The sequence below is a fragment of the Pseudomonas subflava genome, assembly GCF_023823685.1.
GTDB lineage: Bacteria > Pseudomonadota > Gammaproteobacteria > Pseudomonadales > Pseudomonadaceae > Aquipseudomonas > Aquipseudomonas subflava.
This window is the reverse complement of the sequence record NZ_JAMXBF010000003.1, coordinates 535,507-555,428: the sequence shown is the minus strand read 5'-3', so window position 1 is coordinate 555,428 and position 19,922 is coordinate 535,507. Positions and strand designations below refer to the sequence as shown.

The window sequence follows — 19,922 nt, the reverse complement described above, 5'->3', positions numbered from 1 at the left end:
TTCCTCTCAACAGGTACCCAATGACGAGAGGAACGCGACATGACCATCAAGAAGAGGGCTTCGGCCCACTGGCAGGGCGGCATCAAGGACGGCAAGGGCAGCATCTCCACCCAGAGCGGCGCGCTCGAGGACAACCCCTACGGCTTCAACACCCGCTTCGAGGACCAGCCCGGCACCAACCCCGAGGAGCTGATCGCCGCCGCCCATGCCGGCTGTTTCTCCATGGCCCTGTCCAAGGAGCTGGGCGACCGCGGCATGACCGCCGAGAGCCTGGAAACCCATGCCGAGGTGTGGCTGGACAAGGAGGAGGCGGGCTTTCGCATCAGCGCCGTGCACCTGACCCTCCAGGCGCGTGTGCCGGGCGCCGACCGAGACGCCTTCGAGCAGGCCGTGCAGGCGGCCAAGACCGGCTGCCCGGTATCCAAGGTGCTGGATACCGAGATCAGCCTGCAGGCGACCCTGGAAAACTGACCGTTAGAAGGTGCCGCAGCGCAGCACCTCGGCGCGCGCCAGAATCTGGCGGTCTGCGCCGTACAGCCAGCCCTGGGCCTTGCGCTGCAGCGGCCGCGCCTCGATGCGATAGCGCTGGCCGGCGGCGAAGCCGTCGTAGCGGAAGCGCAGCTGGCAGGTCATCTGGATCGGCTCGCTGCTGAAGTCGCTGCCGCCCCCGCCGCCCGGCACCTCGAACTGGAAGCGCACCTGCAGCTCGTGGGCGCCCGGCGGCACCTGGAAGTAGCGGCCGTCGCGCGTCTGCTCATCATCCAGCTTGTGCGCCATCAGCGTGTAGCCGGCGCTGGCGTACAGCTCGACCCAGGCCTGCTGCGGATCGGCCGGCGGCAGCGGGCTGGCACAGGCGCTAAGGGCGAACAGGCAGAGCAGCAGGGGCAGGCGCATGGCGGCGATCCTCGGAACGGGGTGAGTCAGCATAACGCCGATCAGACGGCGCCGCAGCGGCCCTCGCGTGCCCGCGCCAGGCTCTCGCCGCGTTCGTCCAGCAGCTGCGCCCAGGGGCGGAAGCCGCGGCTGCCGGCCTTCAGTCGATAGCGCTGGCCGGCGCTGAAGTCGGCGTAGTCGAGCGTCAGCAGGCAGGTGCGCGGCAGGTCCTGGTCGCTGCCGACGTTGCTGGCGTCCACGGCGAAGCGCAGGCGCACCTGCAGCTCGTGGCGACCGGGGGGCACCTGGAAGAAGCGGTCGTCTTCCAGCGTCTGGCCGTCCACCTGCACCGCCTGCAGACGCCCGTCCTCGCGCCCGTGCAGATCGATCCAGGCCTGATCGGGATCGTGGCGCGGCATCCACAGGGAGCAGCCGGAGAGCAGGATGGGCAGGCAGAACAGGGCTTTGCGCATGGTGGGCTTCCTAGGCGGAGGGGCAATGCAATAGGCTCGGGGCATGCCTATCGCCCTACTCGACCGCCGCGCGCGGTGCCTGGTTCCGCTACTGCTCGGCGCCCTGCTGAGCGGTTGTGCCAGTCTCGACTACTACGCCCACCTCGGCCGCGGCCAGCTCGAACTGCTCGCCGCCCGCGAGCCGGTGGACGCGCTGCTCGCCGATCCCGCCACCGATGCCGATCTTTCCCGACGCCTGGCGCTGGCCCAGCAGGCCCGCGACTTCGCCAGCGCCGAGCTGGCCCTGCCGGACAACCGCAGCTACCGGCTGTACGCCGACCTGCGGCGGCCCTATGTGGTGTGGAATGTCTTCGCCACGCCCGAGCTGTCGCTGCAGCCGTTGACCCACTGCTTTCCCATCGCCGGCTGCGTGGCCTACCGCGGCTTCTACCAACAGGGCCGCGCCCGCGGTGCCGCGGCGCTGCTGCAGGTCGAGGGCATGGACACCTACGCCGCCGGTATCGAGGCCTACTCGACCCTAGGCTGGTTCGACGACCCCATCCTCAACACCATGCTGCGCTGGGACGACGAACGCCTGGCCGCGGTGATCTTCCACGAGCTGGCGCACCAGCGGCTGTACGTGGCCGACGACACGGCGTTCAACGAGTCCTTCGCCAGCTTCGTCGAGCAGCAGGGCCTGCGTCAGTGGCGCGCCGCCCGCGGCCTGGCGCCCGGCGACGCCCACGAGGAGCGCATGCGCCGGCAGTTCACCGCGCTGATCCTGGCCAGCCGCGAGCGCCTGCAGAAGCTCTATGAAGGGCCGCTGGACGATGCGCAGAAGCGCGCCGGCAAGGCCGCTGAATTCGAGCGGCTGCGCGCCGAATACCAAGAACTGCGCGACGGCGAATGGGGCGGTGATCGGCGCTACGACGCCTGGATGGCGCAGCCGCTGAACAACGCCCGGCTGCTGCCCTTCGGCCTCTACGATCAATGGGTGGAGTCCTTCGCCGCGCTGTTCCGCCAGGCCGGCGGCGACTGGGCCGAGTTTTACCGTCGCGTCGCCGCCCTCGGCGAACGGCCGGCGGACGAGCGCGAGCGAACGCTGGCGCGGCTGGCGGATCAGAACTAGAACTGCCGCATCCCACCCGAGGAGCTCCGCGATGAAGCGCTGTTTCGTTGCCCTGCTGGCCACGCTGCTGTGCGGCGGCGCTCTGGCCGCGCCCAAGCCCTGCGAAGAGTTGAAGCAGGAGATCGAGGTGAAGATCCAGGCCGCCAACGTCACCAGCTACACGCTGGAAATCGTTCCCGCCGCCGAGGTCGAGGACCCGGCCATGGTGGTCGGCAGCTGCGAAGGCGGCAGCAGGAAGATCGTCTACCAGAAGAACGAGTGAACGCCGCGTCGCTTGCGCGGCGGGGAGCTTTCGGTGGAGAATGGATGATATCAATTATCATTTAGCTCATCCGCCGTGCGCACTCCCGACCAGGCCGCCGACCTCTCCACCCAGCACGCCGTGCAATCGCTCTACCGGGAGCATCACGACTGGCTGCGGTTGTGGCTGCGCAAACGCTTGCCCTGCGCGGAGAGCGCCGCCGATCTGGCCCAGGACACCTTCGTCCGCGTCCTTGCCAGTCGCCAGACTCTGGATCTGCGCGAGCCGCGCGCCTATCTGAGCAGCATCGCCCGCGGTCTGATGATCGATGGCTTCCGCCGCCGCGCCCTCGAACAGTCCTACCTGGAGGCCCTGGCCGCGCTGCCCGAGCCCCTGGACATCTCGCCGGAGGAGCGGACGCTGATCCTTGAGACCCTGCTGGAAATCGACCGCATGCTCGATGGCCTCGGCGCGCGTTGCCGCGAGATCTTCCTGATGGCGCAGCTCGACGGCCTCAGCCACGTGGAGATCGGCCGGCGCCTGGGCCTGTCGACCAATACTGTGCGCAAGTACGTGGTCCGCGGCCTGACCCAGTGCCTGCTGCTGATCGGGGACTGACATGAGCCCACCCGTCCAGCCGTCGCTTGCCGTGTTGCGCGCCGCCGCCAACTGGCACCTCAATCTGCTCGCCGCGCCGGAATGCGCGCAGACCGGCGAGGCTCACCGCCGCTGGCTGGCGGCCGATGCGACGCACCGCCAGGCCTGGAATCGTCTGGAAAAGCTGCAGGGGCGGATGGCCGCGTTGCCTGCCGAAGTCGCCCCTGCGGCTCTGCGCGGCGTCGGTCAGCGCCGCCGCGAGAACCTCAAGCTGCTCGGTCTGCTGGTGCTGGGCGGCGGCATGGCCGGTCTCGGCTGGCAATCCGATCCCGTGCGCAGCCTGCGTGCCGACCGCCGCACCGGCGTCGGCGAGCGCCGCCTGGTTCGTCTCGACGACGGCAGCCGCGTGCGCCTGAACAGCGACAGCGCGCTCGACATCGTCTACGGCGCACGCCTGCGCGAGCTGCATCTGCGCCGTGGCGAGATCTTCGTGCAGACCGCCGCCGACCCGCGGCCTTTCGTGGTGCACACCGGGCAGGGCAGCATCCGCGCCCTCGGCACGCGCTTCCTGGTGCGCCAGGACGGCGAACGCACCCAGGTGCGGGTGCTGCAGCACGCGGTGGAAGTGCGCCCGCTGCAGGCGCCGACACGGCCGCTGCGACTCGAGGCCGGCCGCCAACTGTGGTTCGACGCCAACGCCTGCGCGGCGCCGGAGCCGCTGGAGGCCCATTCCGACGCCTGGCTGCGCGGCATGCTGGTGGTCAGCGACTGGCCGCTGCCGCGCTTCATCGACGAGCTGGCGCGCTATCGCCCGGGTTTGCTGTCCTGCGACCCGGCGCTGGCGGGGCTGCGCATCTCCGGCGCGTTCCAGCTGGCCGACAGCGACGCGGTGCTGGACAACCTGAGCAATACGCTGCCGCTGCGGGTACGGCGCCTGACCCGCTACTGGGTTCGCGTCGAGTCAGCCTGAGCCGGCGAAATAACTTCACCTGGGGTGTTGTTGATTTTGTTTCTCATTCGGCTTGGTAAGGAAAGCGCCTGCCGTGCGCTCCTCTGCCAACCATCCCAGGTACTCTCCATGTCCCGCCGCACCGCTTCGCTGCTCCGCAGTTCTTCCCTCAGCCCGCTGGACCTGGCCGTCCACCGCGCGTTGCTCGGCGCCATGCTGGCGCTGCCCGTGGCCGGCGTGCTGCAGGTGCAACCGGCCTGGGCGCAGAGCGTGGCGGCGCAGCATGACTTCGCCATCGGCGCGGGTTCGCTGGAGTCGGCGCTGAACAGCTTCGCGGCCACCACCGGCGTCAGCGTCTCGTACTCGCCGGAGACCGTGCGCGGCCTGCAGTCGCCGGGCGTGAGCGGGCAGCTGTCGGCGGACGAGGCGCTGGCCCGGCTGCTGGCCGACAGCGGCCTGCAGGTGTCGCGCCAGGCCAGCGGCAACTACTCGCTGCTGCCGGCGCCCGAGGTCGGCTCGGCCCTGCAGCTGGACACCACCAGCATCACCGGCAACGGCCTGGGCGAAACCACCGAGGGCACCGGCTCCTACACCACCGGCTCGACCAGCACCGCCACCGGCCTGCCGCTGTCGATCCGCGAGACGCCGCAGTCGGTGTCGGTGATCACCCGCCAGCGCATGCAGGACCAGAACCTCACCCAGCTCACCGACGTGGTGCGCCAGACGCCGGGCCTGACCCTCAGCCAGAGCGGCGGCAACGGTGGCGACAACAGCGGCATCTACTCGCGCGGCTTCAAGGTCGAGAACTACCAGATCGATGGCCTGCAGGTGCTCGACAGCAACTACGAGAGCCCGGCGCAGAGCAACGACATGGCGCTGTACGACCGCGTTGAGGTCATTCGCGGCGCCACCGGCCTGACCAATGGCGTCGGCACCCCCGGCGCCACCCTGAACATGGTCCGCAAGCGGCCGACCTCCGAATTCAAGGGCAGCGTCAGCGTCAGCGGCGGCTCGTGGGACTACCGCCGTGGCGAGGTGGACGTCGGCGGGCCGCTGACCGAGAGCGGCAACCTGCGGGGGCGCTTCGTCGCCGCGTACCAAGAGAGCGATTCCTACGTCGACTACCTGAGCCAGCGCAAGGACGTGTTCTACGGCGTCATCGAGGCCGACCTGACCCCCGACACCCTGCTGACCTTCGGCATGGACTCGCAGTCCGACGACTACGACGGCCATGCCCGCAATGGCCTGCCGCTGTTCAACAACGACGGCACCCGTGCCGATCATGACGAGTCGGATTCCGCCGCCGCCCGCTGGGCCTATTCCGAGCGCAGCGCCGTGTCCGCCTTCGCCACCCTCGAGCACAACCTGACCGAGCGCTGGAAGGCCAAGCTGACCCTCAACCAGCGCCGCAGCGAGTACGACGAACTCAGCGGTTACGCCGGTGGCAACAACTACGCACCCGGCGCAGACCCGGCCTCGGTGGTGTTCTATGCCAACCGCTGGAAGGCCAAGCCGGTGCAGGACAGCTTCGACCTGAACCTGGCGGGCAGCTTCGACCTGTTCGGTCTTGAGCACGACGCGATCGTCGGCTACAGCCGGCAGAAGACCGATTACCGCACGCCTGCCTACACCTGGTGGCGCGATCCCGTGACCGGCGATTTCCCCGTGATAGGCGACATCTACCGCTGGGATGGCAAGACGCCGGGCAAGCTCGATCTGCAGGCCTATGGCCGCATTGACTACGAGGAAGAGCAGGACGCCGTCCACGGCAGTACCCGCCTGCGCCTGACCGAGGACCTCTCGCTGATTCTCGGTGCACGGGTCATCGACTGGAATAACAAGATCCGCACGGAGTACTACGACGGCACGCCCTCCGACCTCAGTGATCGCGGCGAAACCGGCGTGGTCACTCCGTTCGCCGGCGTGGTCTACGACATCGACGACATCTGGTCGGTGTACGGCAGCTACACCAGCATCTTCAAGCCGCAGGACTACAAGACCCTGACCGGCGCCTATATCGACCCGCTCAAGGGCGTGGGCTACGAGGTCGGCAGCAAGGCGGCGTTCTTCGACGAGCGTCTCAACCTTGGCATCGCGCTGTACCAGATCGAGCAGGACAACCTGGCCGTGTCGCTGGGCGATGGCCAGCTGGCGCCCGACGGCAGCCAGGCCTATCGCGCCGAGTCCGGCACCAAGACCCGCGGCTTCGAGGTGGAAGTCACCGGCGAGCTGGCGCCCGACTGGCAGGCCAGCGCCAGCTTCAGCCGCAACATCGTGCAGGACGCCGATGGCAACAAGCTCAACACCAACATCGCCCAGAACACCGCCAAGCTGTTCACCAGCTACACCCTGCGCAGCCTGGGCAACGGCCTGACCTTCGGCGGCGGGGTCAACTGGCAGAGCGAGATCTACAGCGACAACACGGGCCCGCTGGGCGTGCGCTTCACCCAGGGCGACTACGCGCTGGTCGATGCCTTCGCCCGCTACCCGCTCACCGAGCAGCTCAACGCCACGCTCAACCTCAACAACCTGCTCGACGAGGAGTACTACACCAGCACCAGCTCCAGTTATTACGGTGCACCGCGCAACGCCACCCTCGGCCTGCGCATGGACTTCTGATCGCGCGGCCGTCCGGCGACGCTGCGGTGAAGCCGGACACATCTGGTCACAGATGAGCCGACGGGAGGCATGCAGGTTTTGCTGGGCTCGTTCGTCCTGTTGTCAGGGACGATGCGTTCGCAATCACCCACACGTCCGTGCCGCCGGCTTTGCCGGCGGTGTTCTCTTTACCGGCCATGGTTGTTCGCCGATGAAATCGATGTCCCCCCGTTCCCTCGCGCTGCTCTCGCGCACCGCGGCCGCGCTGCTCGGCGGTTATGCACTCACCTGCGCCAGCGTGATCTTCCTCGGCGCCGTGCTGCCGCTGCCCAAGAGCCAGGCGATCCTCGCCGCTTCGCTGACCAGCTTTGCGGTGTACACCGCGGTGATCGTCTGGGTGTTCGCCACCCCCAACCTGAAGCGCATCTGGTGGGTGCTCGTGATCGCCTCGCTGGTGCTGACCGGTGCCGGCATTCTGCTGGGAGGTGAGGCATGAGCAAGGTCGAGAGTGGCGCGGCCGAGGGCGGGCTGCGCCAGGCCATGGCCTGGCTGCACACCTGGGGTGGGCTGTGGGCGTGCTGGGTGCTGTTCGTGATCTTCCTCACCGGCAGCCTGGGGGTGTTCGACGAGCCGATCACCCGCTGGATGAAGCCGCACCTGCCGCAGGCCGCCGAGGCCAGCGGCGACACCGGCCTGGACGATGGTTTCGACCGCCCCGGCGCGGTGCGCATGGGCCAGGCCTGGTTCGAAAAGAACCAGCCCGACGCGCACTTCTGGGGCGTCGGCCTGCCGTCGGACGAGGACCCATCGATCCGCCTGTTCTGGCAGGACCCGCAGGAGAACTTCCACAACACCCGCATCGACGCCCGCACCGGCCAGCCGGTGGACGGCTCGCACGAGCGTGACAGCGAGGGCGGTCACCACTTCGTGCACATGCACTTCGAATTCCATGGCGGCACCGCCGGCATCTGGTTCGTCGGTGCCTTCACCATGGCCATGCTGGTGGCGCTGGTCAGCGGCATCGTCATCCACAAGCGCATCTTCAAGGACTTCTTCACCTTCCGCCCGGGCAAGGGCCAGCGCAGCTGGCTGGATGCGCACAACGCGCTGTCGGTGCTGAGCCTGCCGTTCCAGCTGATGATCGCCTATACCGGCCTGGCGACCTTCTACATGCTGTACATGCCGGCCGGCATCGTCGCCCACTACGACAGCGAGGAGGCCTACTTCGCCGACCTGCTGACCCAGCCGCAGCACCAGGAGATCACCGGCATCGCCGCGCCGCTGGCCAAGGTTGACGAGTTGCTGGTGCGCGCCGAGCAGCAGCTGCAGCGCCCTGCCAGTTTCGTCAGCATCGAACACCCCAACGACAGCAGTGCCTCGGTGCTGGTGTTCGGCCGCTTCATCGAGAAACCGGGCGAATACCGCCTGCTCGGCGACGGCGGCGGCCAGGTGTTTTTCGACGGCGTCAGCGGCGCGCAGACCGATATCCAGATGCCCGGCGAGCTGCGAGGCGGCGCCGCGCAGGACGTGCAGTCGGTGATGCGCAACCTGCACTTCGCCGCGTTCGGTGGCCACCTGGTGCGCTGGCTGTACTTCCTCAGCGGCCTGGCCGGCGCGGCCATGCTGGCCACCGGCGCCCTGCTGTTCATGGTAAAGCGCCGCCAGCGTTCGCTGAACGAGTTCGGCTCCGCCACCCCCCGCGTGTACCGGGTGATCGAGGTGCTCAACGTCGGCACCCTCACCGGCCTGTCCATCGCCTGCGTGGCCTTCTTCTGGGGCAATCGCCTGCTGCCGCTGGGCATCGACGACCGTCCGGTGTGGGAGATCGTGGTGTTCTTCGTCGTGTGGCTGCTGAGCTTTTTCCACGCCGCGTTGCGCCCGGCCTCGCGCGCCTGGGTCGAGCAGCTGCTGGCACTGGCCGCACTGTGCCTGCTGCTGCCGCTGCTCAACTGGCTGAGCGTAGGCGAGCATCTGCTGCTGTACCTGCAGCGCGGTGACGGCGAGCGCGCCGGTGTCGAGCTGGTGGCGCTGGCCACCGGCGTGCTGTCGCTGTGGGGCGCCCGGCGCATCGCCCGGCCGCGGGCCGTGCCGGCGCGTGCTCGCCAGCGCGCTGCCGTGGCGGAGGCGCAATCATGAGCCTGTCCCTCGCCGTGATTCTCGCCGCCGCGCTCTGCTACGCAGGCATGGCCGGCCTGTGCCTGGCCATGGACCGTCATCATTCCCAGGTGTGGAAGGCCAAGGCGCCGAATCGCCAGCGCCTGCTGCGTGTGGCCGGCTGGCTGCTGCTGGCGCTGGCCGTATGGCCGTGCGTGCAGATCTGGGGCGGCGCCGTCGGCCCCGTGGTCTGGTGCGGCATGCTCAGCGTCGGCGCTTTCGTGCTGGTGCTGCTGTTGCCCTATCGCCCGCGTATCGCCGCCCTGCTGGCCGCCGTTGCGGCCGGCGCCGGGCTGCCGGTGTTGCTGCTGACCGCCGGCTGAACCGGCATCGTTCAAGGAAGAAGTCGTCGATGCTCTCGCGTGTCCCCCCGCTCCTGCGCCGTGGCCTGGCGGCCGCCCTCGTCCTCGGCGTGCCGGCGCTGATCTGGCTGACCTGGGATGACGCGGTGGCCTACGACACCGTGGCCGTCGGCCGTGGTGATATCGAGGCCAGCGTCACCGCCATCGCCACCCTGCAGCCACGCGAGTCGGTGGATGTCGGCGCCCAGGTGTCCGGCCAGGTCACCCGGCTGCACGTGCAGCCCGGCGACCGGGTGGAGAAGGGCCAACTGCTCGCCGAGATCGATGCCAGTCTGCACCAGGCCTCGGTCGAGGCCGACCGCGCGGCCCTCGACGGCCTGCGCGCACAGCTGGCCGAGCAGCAGGCGCAGCTCGATCTGGCGCGCCAGCAGCACCAGCGCCAGCAGCGCCTGGCCGCCGAGGAGGCGACCCGCGAGGAAGACGTGCAGATCGCCGTCGCCACCCTGCGTTCCGCCGAGGCGCGTCTGCGCCAGCTGCGTGCGAAGATCGCCGAGGCGAGCGCGCGCCTGCGCGGCAACGAGGCGCAGCTGAGCTACACGCGCATCTACGCGCCCATCGCCGGCACGGTGATCGGTGTCGACGTCAAACAGGGCCAGACCCTCAACGCCACCTACCAGACGCCGACCGTGCTGCGCCTGGCCGATCTCGGCGCGATGACCGCCTGGACCAAGGTCTCCGAGGCCGACATCCGCCGCCTGCGGGTCGACATGCCGCTGTACTTCACCACCCTCGGTGGCGATGGTCGCCGGTGGCACGGCAAGGTGCGCCAGGTGCTGCCGGCGCCGCCGGTGACACCCAGCGCCTCCGGCGAGTCCGCCGCGGTGCCGCAGACGGTCAAGGCGGTGCAGTACACCGTGCTGTTCGACGTCGACAACGACGACGGCGAGCTGATGCCGCAGATGACCGCCCAGGTGACCTTCGTTACCGCCGCCGCCCATGACGTGCTGACCGCGCCGCTGGCCGCGCTGCAGCCGGTGGCGGGCCAGGCCGGGCTGTTCAGCGCCCGCGTGCTGGAAGCCTCCGGGCGCACCGCGGCGCGCGAAGTGCGGGTCGGCGCGCGCAGCCGCCAACTGGTGGAGGTGGTCGACGGCCTGGGCGAGGGCGAACTGCTGGTCACCGGCGAGCGCGAGTCCGCGCCGTCGAGGTTCCAGTGGTGAGCGACACGCCGCTGATCGAACTGCGCGGCATCCGCCGCCGCTACGGGGGAGAAAACGGCGCACCGGAGGTCGAGGTGCTGCACGGCATCGACCTGCGCATCGCCGCCGGCGAATTCGTCGCCATTGTCGGCAGCTCCGGCTCCGGCAAGTCGACGCTGATGAATCTGCTCGGTTGTCTCGACCGCCCCAGCGCCGGCAGCTACCACTTCGCCGGCCACGACGTCGCCGAACTGGACGCCGACCAACTGGCCTGGCTGCGCCGCGAGGCCTTCGGCTTCGTGTTCCAGGGCTACCACCTGATCGCCACCGAATCGGCCTGCGAAAACGTCGAAGTGCCGGCGCTGTACGCCGGCATGTCCGCCGACGAGCGCCGCCAGCGCGCCAGCGCCCTGCTTACCCGTCTTGGTCTGGGCGAGCGCCTGGACTACCGCCCCGGCCAGCTATCCGGCGGCCAGCAGCAGCGCGTGTCCATCGCCCGCGCGCTGATGAATGGCGGGCGTATCATCCTCGCCGACGAGCCTACCGGCGCCCTCGACTCGCACAGCGGCCGCGAGGTCATGACCCTGCTGCGCGAGCTCGCGGCGGCCGGGCACACGGTGATCCTGATCACCCACGACCGCGAGGTGGCGGCCCAGGCCCAGCGGGTCATCGAGATTCGCGACGGCGCGATCATTGGCGACAGTGGCGCGCAATCGAATCCGGCCGCCCTGCCGGCGCCGCGCTTCGACGGCATGAGCGTGCACGGTGCCGGCTGGAGTGCGCTTGGCGAGGTGCTGCGCTCGGCCTGGCGGGTGATGCTGCTGAATCGCTTTCGCACCGCGCTGACCCTGCTCGGCATCGTCATCGGCGTGGCCTCGGTGATCGTCATGCTCGCCATCGGCCTGGGCACCAAGCAGAAGGTCCTGGCGCAGATGGCCTCGATGGGCGCCACCACGCTCTACCTGTACGCCGCGCAACCGCCGGAAGGCGGCCCCTGGGGCACCCTCAGCGAGGGCGATCTGGAGGCGCTCGGCGAGCTGCCGGAGATCGACCTGTTCACCCCGGTGATCGGCAACCCGCGCATGGTCCAATACGGCAACGCCTCTCGGGAAATCTACGTGTTCGCCAGCAACGAGCAGCTGCCGGCGATCCAGCACTGGCCGGTGGCCGAGGGGCGCTTCTTTACCGCCGAAGAGGACCAGGACCTGGCGCCGGTGGTGGTGCTCGGGCACAAGGCGCGCCAGTTCTTCTTCCGCGACGAACCCAACCCGCTGGGCAAGCAGCTGCTGATCGGCGAGGCGCCGTTCGAGGTGATCGGGGTGATGGCCGAGAAGGGCCGCGAGTCCGGCGCCGACTACTACGACGAGATGGTCTTCATCCCCTACGCCGCCGGGCGCGCGCGGGTCTACCAGGACATCTCCGAGCCGGAGTACGCCGCGCTCACCGCCGCCTCCACCGACCAGGTGCAGGCCGCCGAAACCGCCGCCCGCGAGCTGCTGCTGGCGCGCCATGGCCGCGAGGATTTCCAGGTCGACAACGCCGCGGCCAAGGTCCAGGCCGAGGCCGAGACCCAGGACAGCATGACCCGTATGCTCGGCCTGATCGCCGCCGTGTCGCTGCTGGTCGGCGGCATCGGGGTGATGAACGTGATGCTGATGACGGTGCGCGAACGCACCCGCGAGATCGGCGTGCGCATGGCCACCGGCGCGCGCCAGCGCGACATCCTCCGCCAGTTCCTCGGCGAGGCGGTGCTGGTCACCCTGGTCGGCGGCAGCATCGGCGTGCTGGTCGGCCTGATTGGCGGCGCGGCGCTGCTGGTGGCCGGCGTGCCGCTGATCTTCTCCCTGTCGGCGATGCTGCTGGCCTTCGCCTGCGCGGTGGGCACCGGCCTGTTGTTTGGCTACCTGCCGGCGAAGACCGCCGCCGCCCTCGACCCGGTTGCCGCCCTGGCCAGCGAATGAGCGAGTTTTCCATGTCCCGATACCCGCTGACCCTGCTCGCCGCGCTGATCCTTGCCGGCTGCTCCGCCATCCCCGAGGCGCCGGACGCCCTGCCCGCCGCGCCCGCCGAGTGGAGCCATGCCGTTGCCGCCGCTGGGGCGCCGGATGCGCTGTGGTGGCGCGCCTTCGCCAGCGCCGAGCTGGATGCCCTGGTCGAGCGCGCCCTGGCCGACAACTTCGATCTGGCCGCCGCAGCCGCCCGTCTGCGCCAGGCCGAGGCCAGCGCTCGCGCGGCTGGTGCACCGCTGCTGCCGCGTCTGGATGGCAATCTCGGCGCTAGTCGCGAGGGGCGCCTGAGTGGCGATGCCGACACTGCCGGTAATCTCTATAGCGGCGGCCTGGCCGCCAGTTACGAGGTCGATCTGTGGGGCCGCCTGTCCGCTGACCTCGAGGCCGCCGAGGCGGAGTTGGCTGCCAGCCGCTTCGACCGCGACGCCCTGCGTCTGACCCTCAGCGCCAGTCTCAGCGAGACCTGGCTGCGCCAGGTGGCCCTGGCCGAACGCCTGCGCCTGGCCGAACTCAACCTGGCCAACGCCGAGCGGGTGCTGGCCACCGTGCAGGCACGCGCTGCGGCGGGCTCGGCGACCCAGCTGGAACTGGCCCAGCAGCGCGGCCTGGTCGCCGAGCAGCGGCGTTCCCGCGAGGAGCTGCGCCAGCAGGCCGACGATGTGCGCAGTGCCCTGGCCGTGCTGCTCGGCCAGGCGGCGCCGGCCGAGCCGTCGAGCGCTGAGCTGACTGCATTGGTCGCGCCCTCGGTAAATGCCGGTCTGCCCAGCGAGCTGCTGCTGCGTCGCCCCGACCTGGCCCGCGCCGAGGCGCAGTTGAGCTCCGCCGATGCCGACCTGCGCGCGGCGCGGGCGGCCATGCTACCGCGGCTGAATTTGTCGGCCGCTGCCAGTGGCTCCAATGGCAGCCTCAACCGGGTGTTCGCCGATCCGATCTATTCCCTGGCTGCCGCGCTGACCGCGCCGATCTTCGATGGCGGCGCCCTGGCCGCCGAGCGCGACCGCACGGCGGCGCGCCGCGAGGAGCTGCTCGCGGCCTACCGGCAGAGCATCGTCGCGGCCTTCGCCGATGTGCAGGTGGCGCTCAACGCCGGGGCCGGTGTCGAGGCCCGGTGGCAGGCCCAGCAGGAGGTGCAGGACCAGGCCGAGCGCGCCCTGCAGCTGGCCGAGCGGCGCTACCGCGCTGGCGCCGAGGACTTGCTCAACCTGCTCGACGCCCAGCGCACCCTGTACGCCGCCGAGGACCAGAGTGCACAGCTGCGCCTGGCCCGTCTGCAGGCCAGCGTGGCCCTGGTGCGGGCGCTGGGTGGTGGCTGGAACAGCGAGGCGCAGTGAACCGTCAGGCTGCCGCCTCGGCGCGGTAGACCCAGCGCAGGCCCAGTAGGGTCAGCGGCCATAGCAGGCCCAGCAGGCCGACGCCCATGATCAGCAACAGAACGGGGTGGAAAACCTCGCTGCCGCGGTCGGCCAGCGCGTAGATCACCAGCAGGCCGGCGACCAGCAGCTGGGCCAGCATCCACACGACGAAGATCGCCAGGGCGGTCAGCAGCAGCTGCCCCGCCCTGAGCCGATGCAGGCGTGCCGGTAGCGCGCTCCAGCTGCTGGCGAACACCAGCGCGGCGCCGAGCAGCGGAGTCAGGCAGGCCAGGGCCAGCGGCAGGGCCGCGCTGTAGCCCGGCATCACCTGTTTGATCAGGATGTCCACAGTCTTCAGGCTCAACAGCAGCACGCACAGCGCCAGCAGCGCCGCCACGCTCGTGCGTCCCACCGGGGCCGTTGTCCAGGCCTGCCGCGCGCCCAGGCGCAGGCCGAGCCACAGCGGCAGCGGGTTGGTCAAGGCAAAGGCCAGTAGGCCCAGCGGCTCGAATACCAGCAGCTGGTAGAGGCCCGTCAGGCTGCCGTGCTCGCTGAGCCAGCCATACAGGTCGGCGAGCAGGAAGCCGGACAGCACGCCGTAGAGCAGGCCGGTAAGCACGATGGCGGCGGCGACTGCCAGCAGCACCCTGCCGGGTCTGACCAGGACCGCCGCGTGGCGCTCCTGATGGCTGGCGACCAGCAGGATGGCGGCCAGCCCGCCGAGCAGGATGCTGCACAGCCAGCCCGGCAGCAGATGCATCACATTGCCGAGCAGGTAGTCGCTGAACTCGGCGTGGTTGAGCGCGGCCAGCAGATTGCCGAGCATCAGGCTTTGCAGCATCACCAGCGCACCCATGGCGCCGAAGGCGTAGGGCTGCTGCAAAGCCTGGTGCTCGGTGGCCGGCTGGGGAGCGGAGGTGGCGAAGGGATTGGTCATCGGCAAAATCCTTTTCGAGGGCGCCAAGAGTATGTCCGGTGCCGATGCGGGCCCAGCGCGCTAGGCGAAGGGCGTGAAGCCGTTCACCGGTCGTAGCCCTCGGTCAGGTGCAGGTCCTTGAGCTTCACGTAGTTGGCGGCGCTGTAGGCGAAGAAGGCGCGCTCCTTGTCGGTCAGGGCGCGGGCCTGTTTCACCGGACTGCCGACGTACAGGTAGCCGCTTTCCAGCACCTTGCCCGGCGGCACCAGGGAGCCGGCGCCGATCACCACTTCGTCCTCGACCACCGCGCCGTCCATCACGATGCTGCCCATGCCGACCAGGATGCGGTTGCCCAGGGTGCAGCCGTGCAGGGTGACGTTGTGGGCGATGGTCACCTCGTCGCCGATCAGCAGCGGGTAGCCGTCCGGGTTGAACGGCCCGGCGTGGGTGATGTGCAGCACGCTGCCGTCCTGCACGCTGGTGCGCTTGCCGATCCTGATTCGGTGCATATCGCCGCGCACCACGGCCATCGGCCAGACCGAGGCGTCCTCGCCCAGCTCCACGTCGCCGATCACCACGGCGGAGGCGTCGACGAAGGCGCGCGGACCCAGCTGCGGGGTGGTGCCCTGGTAGGTTCGAATCGCCACGATAGTCTCCTTCAGGCTGCGGATGGCGCCGATTGTAATTAACATTCGGCGCATTCCGGTTGTTAAAGGTCGCCCGCGACCCCATAACCTGAGTCTGCATTCGCACAATCAAAGGTGCCTCGCCGTGACCGCTGCCAATCCCCTGCTGCAAGACTTCGACCTGCCACCCTACTCGCTGATCAAGCCCGAGCATGTCGAGCCGGCCGTCGACCAGATCCTCGCCGACAGCCGCGTGGCCATCGCCGAGCTGCTCAAGACCCAGCAGGCCAACCCGAGCTGGGACGGTCTGGTGCTGGCGCTGGACGAGTTGAACGCCCGCCTGGGCCGCGCCTGGGGCCCGGTCAGCCACCTCAACGCGGTGTGCAACAACGCCGAGCTGCGCGCCGCCTACGAGGCCTGCCTGCCCAAGCTGTCCGAGTACTGGACCGAGATGGGCCAGAACAAACCGCTGTTCGAGGCCTACGACGCCCTGGCCAAGAGCCCGGCGGCCGAAGGCTTCGACGTGGCGCAGAAGACCATCCTCGAACACGCCCTGCGCGACTTCCGCCTGAGCGGCATCGACCTGCCGGCCGAGCAGCAGAAGCGCTATGGCGAGATCCAGATGAAGCTGTCCGAGCTGGCCAGCAAGTTCTCCAACCAGTTGCTCGATGCCACCCAGGCCTGGACCAAGCACATCACCGACGAGTCTCTGCTTTCCGGCCTCACCGATTCGGCCAAGGCGCAGATGGTCCAGGCCGCGCAGGCCAAGGAGCTGGACGGCTGGCTGATCACCCTGGAATTCCCCAGCTACTACGCGGTGATGACTTACGCCGACGACCGCGCCCTGCGCGAAGAGGTCTACACCGCCTACTGCACCCGCGCCTCCGACCAGGGGCCGAACGCCAGGCAGAACGACAACGGCCCGGTGATGGCCGAGCTGCTCGACCTGCGCCAGGAGCTGGCCCGCCTGCTCGGCTTCGCCCACTACAGCGAGCTGAGCCTGGCCAGCAAGATGGCCGAGTCCACCGAGCAGGTGCTGCACTTCTTGCGCGACCTGGCCGTGCGCAGCAAGCCGTTCGCCGCCCAGGACCTGGACGAGCTCAAGGTCTTCGCCGCCGAACAGGGCGTGCAGGATCTGGCGAGCTGGGACGTCGGCTACTTCAGCGAGAAGCTGCGCCAGCAGCGCTACAGCATCTCCCAGGAGGAAGTACGCGCCTGGTTCCCGATCGACAAGGTGCTGACCGGCCTGTTCGCCATCGTGCAGAAGCTCTACGGCATCGAGATCAACGAGCTCAAGGACTTCGATACCTGGCACCCGGACGTGCGCCTGTTCGAGATCCGCGAGAACGGCCAGCACGTCGGCCGCTTCTTCTTCGACCTCTACGCCCGCGCCAACAAGCGTGGCGGCGCCTGGATGGACGGCGCCCGCGACAAGCGCCGCGCCGCCGATGGCAGCCTGATCAGCCCGGTGGCCAACCTGGTGTGCAACTTCACCCCGGCGGTCGGCGGCAAGCCGGCGCTGCTGACTCACGACGAAGTCACCACCCTGTTCCACGAGTTCGGCCACGGCCTGCACCACCTGCTGACCCGCGTCGAGCACGCCGGCGCCTCCGGCATCAACGGCGTGGCCTGGGATGCGGTGGAGCTGCCCAGCCAGTTCATGGAGAACTGGTGCTGGGAGCCCGAGGGCCTGGCGCTGATCTCCGGCCACTACGAGTCCGGCGAGCCGCTGCCCCAGGCGCTACTGGACAAGATGCTGGCGGCGAAGAACTTCCAGTCCGGCCTGATGATGGTGCGCCAGCTGGAGTTCAGCCTGTTCGACTTCGAGCTGCACGCCACCCACGGCGACGGCCGCAGCGTGCTGCAGGTGCTCGAAGGCATCCGCGACGAGGTGGCGGTGATCCGTCCGCCGGCCTTCAACCGCTTCGCCAACAGCTTCGCGCACATCTTCGCCGGCGGTTACGCGGCCGGTTACTACAGCTACAAATGGGCGGAAGTGCTGTCCGCCGACGCCTTCTCCAAGTTCGAGGAAGACGGCGTGCTCAACCCGGCCACCGGCCGCGCCTTCCGCGAGGCGATCCTGGCGCGTGGTGGCTCCCAGGCGCCGATGGTGCTGTTCGTCGACTTCCGCGGTCGCGAGCCGAGCATCGACGCCCTGCTACGCCACCTCGGCCTGAGCCAGGAGGCGGCGTGATGAGCGAGCCGAAGAAGCGCTTCATTGCCGGCGCCGTGTGCCCGGCGTGTAGCGCCCAGGACACCATTAAGATGTGGGACGAGGACGGTACGCCGCACCGCGAATGTGTGGCCTGCGGCTACGCCGACACCCTCAACGCCCAGGGCCAGTCGGTGCCCAGGGAAATCGGCACCCGAGTCAACCAGGCCGTCGCCAAGCCGGCGGCGAGCAAGGGCCAGACGGTGCAGTTCTTCCCCAATCCCAAGCTGAAGAAGTAGGCCGCCGCTCGAACTGCCCGGCCATGGGATGGCGCGGGCAGCTGCAAACGACCGAGCGGTACTGGTCGAAGGCAGGCAAAAGGAATACTGTTTATGCGTACAGTATTTATCGAGTCTCGCCATGTCCGTTTCTCTTCCGCCGCGCGGCCGCGGTACCGCCAGCAATCCGCACAATCGCTTCGCCCCGACCCGCAGCCAGGCTGAAGACGACGGCTGGTTCCAGGAAGAAACACCGCCCTGCCGCGCCACCGAGGTGCGCGCCGAGCGGGCCAGGACGGTGATCACCCGCAACCAGTCGCCGGATGTCGGCTTCGACCGTTCGGTGAATCCCTATCGCGGCTGCGAGCATGGCTGCATCTATTGTTTCGCCCGGCCCAGCCACGCCTATTGGGACCTGTCGCCGGGGATCGACTTCGAGACCCGGCTGATCGCCAAGACCAACCTGGCCGAGCGCCTGGAGGAGGAGCTGAGCAAGCCCGGCTACGTACCGCAGCCGATCGCCCTGGGCATCAATACCGACGCGTATCAGCCAATCGAGCGCGAGCAACGCCTGACGCGCCAGGCGCTGGAGATCCTGCTGCGCTTCCGCCACCCGCTGCACATCATCACCAAGAGCTCGCTGATCCTGCGAGACCTCGACCTGCTGCAGGAGCTGGCCAGCCGCAACCTGGTCAGCGTGGCATTCAGCCTGACCACCCTGGACGACGAACTGAAACGCATCATGGAGCCGCGCACGGCCTCTCCCGGTGCGCGCCTGCGCGCCATGCGCAGCCTGCACGAGGCCGGCGTGCCGGTGGCGGCGATGGCGGCACCGATCATCCCGATGATCAACGACATGGAGCTGGAACGCATTCTCGAGGCGGCCCGCGATGCCGGCGCACGCTCGGCCGGCTACGTGCTGCTGCGCCTGCCGCTGGAGATCGCCGAGCTGTTCGAGGAATGGCTGCGCAGCCATTTCCCGGAACGCGCCGAGCATGTGATGAGTCTGATCCGCCAGTCTCGCGGTGGCCAGAACTACGACAGCCGCTTCGGTACCCGCATGCGCGGCGAGGGCGCCTTCGCCGACCTGCTGGCGCAGCGCTTCGCCCTGGCGCGCAAGCGCCTGGGGCTCATCCGCCGCGACGGCTTCGAGCTGGACTGCAGCCAGTTCGCCCCACCCGGACGACAGATGGCGCTGTTGTAAGCCGGTACTCGACGACTCCGCGCGCTCCACGCACCGACCCTCCTCGCCGCTTTCCTGCGAAATGTGACTCGCCGAGGCTGGCAACTGTCCGCATGCCAGGTCGATAATCCGCAGCGCGCGACAGCGCGACGGTCCAGCACGAGGTGAGACGCATGCCCTACAAGCACAACGCCATTCCCCTGCAGGCGCGTACCGCGCCGGAGAGCGCCGACGAGGCGCTGAACGCCATTGTTGGTGGCTTCAAACGCTTCCGCAGCGAAGTCTTCCCGCAGCAGGAGGAGCTGTTCAAGGCGCTGGCCAGCGCACAGAACCCGCGCGCGATGTTCATCACCTGCGCCGACTCGCGGATCGTGCCCGAGCTGATCACCCAGAGCGCGCCGGGCGACCTGTTCGTCAGCCGCAACGTCGGCAACGTGGTGCCGGCCTACGGGCAGATGATGGGCGGCGTCTCCACCGCCATCGAATACGCGGTATTGGCCCTGGGCGTGCAGCACATCATCGTCTGCGGTCACTCCGATTGTGGCGCGATGAAGGCGGTGCTGGCCCCCGAGACCCTGGAGAGCATGCCGACGGTGAAGGCCTGGCTGCGCCACAGCGAGGTGGCGCTCAAGGTGGTCGAGGCCAACTGCGGCTGCGAAGGCCACGACCGCCTCGGCATCCTCACCGAGGAAAACGTGGTGGCCCAGCTCAACCACCTGTGCACGCACCCGTCGGTGGCAGCGCGCGTCGCCAGCGGCCAGCTGTTCATCCACGGCTGGGTCTACGACATCGAGACCAGCGCGATCCGCGCCTACGACGCCGAGAGCGGGCGCTTCCTGCCGCTGGACGGCGAGGTGGTGCCGATGGCCACGCCCAGGGCGCGCTACCCCGCCCAGTGAAACGACAAGGCCCGCG

At 69.1% G+C, this 19,922-nt stretch carries 20 protein-coding genes; 16 read left to right on the top strand and 4 right to left on the bottom strand.

Translation table 11 applies throughout. The features are described 5' to 3' along the window. Positions 1–45: 45 nt before the first annotated feature. Entirely contained in the window at positions 46–471 is a 426-nt protein-coding gene (locus NF616_RS05990; RefSeq protein WP_350493480.1) for an OsmC family protein, read from the top strand. 3 nt (positions 472–474) lie between these two features. On the opposite strand, the gene NF616_RS05985 is transcribed toward NF616_RS05990, so the two are convergent. Then, positions 475–894, bottom strand: a complete 420-nt coding sequence (locus NF616_RS05985) for a PA0061/PA0062 family lipoprotein (protein WP_252272268.1) — start codon at positions 892–894, stop codon at positions 475–477. A gap of 41 nt (positions 895–935) precedes the next feature. Continuing rightward, the gene (locus NF616_RS05980; protein ID WP_252272267.1) at positions 936–1,346 is read right to left on the bottom strand and encodes a PA0061/PA0062 family lipoprotein; all 411 of its coding nucleotides are present in this window, start codon (positions 1,344–1,346) and stop codon (positions 936–938) included. 43 nt (positions 1,347–1,389) lie between these two features. Between NF616_RS05980 and NF616_RS05975 the strand changes: the two genes are divergently transcribed. The 11 genes from NF616_RS05975 (at position 1,390) to NF616_RS05925 (ending at position 13,831) form a co-directional block, all read left to right on the top strand. Next, a complete protein-coding gene (locus tag NF616_RS05975) occupies positions 1,390–2,454 on the top strand; it encodes an aminopeptidase (protein ID WP_252272265.1) in 1,065 nt (354 codons plus the stop codon). A gap of 31 nt (positions 2,455–2,485) precedes the next feature. Further along, positions 2,486–2,716, top strand: a complete 231-nt coding sequence (locus NF616_RS05970; protein WP_252272263.1) for a DUF1161 domain-containing protein — start codon at positions 2,486–2,488, stop codon at positions 2,714–2,716. Between the two features lie 75 nt (positions 2,717–2,791). Further along, positions 2,792–3,313, top strand: a complete 522-nt coding sequence (locus NF616_RS05965) for a sigma-70 family RNA polymerase sigma factor (RefSeq protein WP_252272261.1) — start codon at positions 2,792–2,794, stop codon at positions 3,311–3,313. Position 3,314: 1 nt separating this feature from the next. After that, entirely contained in the window at positions 3,315–4,262 is a 948-nt protein-coding gene (locus NF616_RS05960) for a FecR domain-containing protein (RefSeq protein WP_252272260.1), read from the top strand. 108 nt (positions 4,263–4,370) lie between these two features. After that, on the top strand, positions 4,371–6,860 hold the full coding sequence (locus NF616_RS05955) for a TonB-dependent siderophore receptor (protein WP_252272258.1): 2,490 nt from the start codon (positions 4,371–4,373) through the stop codon (positions 6,858–6,860). 199 nt (positions 6,861–7,059) lie between these two features. Then, complete coding sequence (locus NF616_RS05950; RefSeq protein ID WP_252272257.1) at positions 7,060–7,335, top strand: hypothetical protein; 276 nt, start codon at positions 7,060–7,062, stop codon at positions 7,333–7,335. Continuing rightward, positions 7,332–8,975 (top strand): PepSY-associated TM helix domain-containing protein, encoded by a 1,644-nt coding sequence (locus NF616_RS05945; RefSeq protein WP_252272255.1) that lies wholly within the window; start codon positions 7,332–7,334, stop codon positions 8,973–8,975. The genes NF616_RS05950 and NF616_RS05945 overlap by 4 nt, the downstream gene beginning before the upstream one ends. Positions 8,976–8,989: 14 nt before the next feature. Next, a complete protein-coding gene (locus NF616_RS05940; protein WP_252272478.1) occupies positions 8,990–9,316 on the top strand; it encodes a DUF3325 domain-containing protein in 327 nt (108 codons plus the stop codon). A gap of 29 nt (positions 9,317–9,345) precedes the next feature. Next, positions 9,346–10,512: an efflux RND transporter periplasmic adaptor subunit gene (locus NF616_RS05935; RefSeq protein ID WP_252272254.1), complete on the top strand. Its 1,167-nt coding sequence runs from the start codon at positions 9,346–9,348 to the stop codon at positions 10,510–10,512. Next, positions 10,509–12,452 carry a MacB family efflux pump subunit gene (locus NF616_RS05930; RefSeq protein WP_252272252.1) on the top strand — a complete coding sequence of 648 codons (1,944 nt, stop codon included), beginning with the start codon at positions 10,509–10,511 and terminating at the stop codon, positions 12,450–12,452. Before NF616_RS05935 ends, NF616_RS05930 begins: the two co-directional genes overlap by 4 nt. 11 nt (positions 12,453–12,463) lie before the next feature. Beyond that, positions 12,464–13,831: an efflux transporter outer membrane subunit gene (locus NF616_RS05925; protein WP_252272250.1), complete on the top strand. Its 1,368-nt coding sequence runs from the start codon at positions 12,464–12,466 to the stop codon at positions 13,829–13,831. Between the two features lie 4 nt (positions 13,832–13,835). Here NF616_RS05925 and NF616_RS05920 read toward each other — a convergent pair whose 3' ends face one another. Together NF616_RS05920 and NF616_RS05915 are read right to left on the bottom strand one after the other, a co-directional pair. Then, positions 13,836–14,789 (bottom strand): hypothetical protein, encoded by a 954-nt coding sequence (locus NF616_RS05920; protein ID WP_252272248.1) that lies wholly within the window; start codon positions 14,787–14,789, stop codon positions 13,836–13,838. Positions 14,790–14,872: 83 nt separating this feature from the next. After that, entirely contained in the window at positions 14,873–15,415 is a 543-nt protein-coding gene (locus tag NF616_RS05915) for a gamma carbonic anhydrase family protein (protein WP_252272246.1), read from the bottom strand. A gap of 124 nt (positions 15,416–15,539) precedes the next feature. Here NF616_RS05915 and prlC point away from each other — a divergent pair, with 124 nt between their 5' ends. From prlC to NF616_RS05895, 4 genes are all read left to right on the top strand, one after another. Next, positions 15,540–17,588, top strand: a complete 2,049-nt coding sequence (gene prlC, locus NF616_RS05910) for an oligopeptidase A (protein ID WP_252272244.1) — start codon at positions 15,540–15,542, stop codon at positions 17,586–17,588. Further along, complete coding sequence (locus NF616_RS05905) at positions 17,588–17,845, top strand: YheV family putative zinc ribbon protein (protein WP_252272242.1); 258 nt, start codon at positions 17,588–17,590, stop codon at positions 17,843–17,845. Before prlC ends, NF616_RS05905 begins: the two co-directional genes overlap by 1 nt. A gap of 121 nt (positions 17,846–17,966) precedes the next feature. Next, positions 17,967–19,028 carry a PA0069 family radical SAM protein gene (locus NF616_RS05900; RefSeq protein WP_252272239.1) on the top strand — a complete coding sequence of 354 codons (1,062 nt, stop codon included), beginning with the start codon at positions 17,967–17,969 and terminating at the stop codon, positions 19,026–19,028. A 152-nt stretch (positions 19,029–19,180) separates the two neighbouring features. Further along, positions 19,181–19,906: a carbonic anhydrase gene (locus tag NF616_RS05895; RefSeq protein WP_252272237.1), complete on the top strand. Its 726-nt coding sequence runs from the start codon at positions 19,181–19,183 to the stop codon at positions 19,904–19,906. The last annotated feature ends 16 nt before the right edge of the window (positions 19,907–19,922 follow it).